Here is a 255-nt window from a genome sequence, read left to right as displayed (position 1 = left end):
GTATCGCCATACCTTTAACAGTAAATTCCTGATCATATGCGCAACGCCGTTTTGATCATTTGTCAATGTAACGGCATCAGCGATCTCTTGAATATCTTCTCTCGCATTCCCCATCGCTATGCCTTTTCCGGCCGCCTGAAGCATTGAATAGTCATTTAAGCTGTCACCGACCGCGGTGGTTTCAGCCATCTGAATGCCGAGCTTTTGCGCCAGCCGTTTGAGCGCCTGCCCTTGAGAGGCGTTTCGAGACGCCAG

The 255-nt window shown here is 50.6% G+C and carries 1 protein-coding gene; it reads right to left on the bottom strand.

Going from position 1 to position 255, the window contains the following annotated elements; genetic code table 11:
- A partial coding sequence (locus tag SB847_RS21605; protein ID WP_410578735.1) for an HAD hydrolase family protein occupies nucleotides 1–255 on the bottom strand: 255 nt, incomplete at both ends.

Source organism: Bacillus sp. SIMBA_026, from assembly GCF_046535335.1.
GTDB lineage: Bacteria > Bacillota > Bacilli > Bacillales > Bacillaceae > Bacillus > Bacillus velezensis.
The sequence above is the reverse complement of the archived record's forward strand: the minus strand, read 5'-3'. Positions and strand labels throughout refer to the sequence as shown.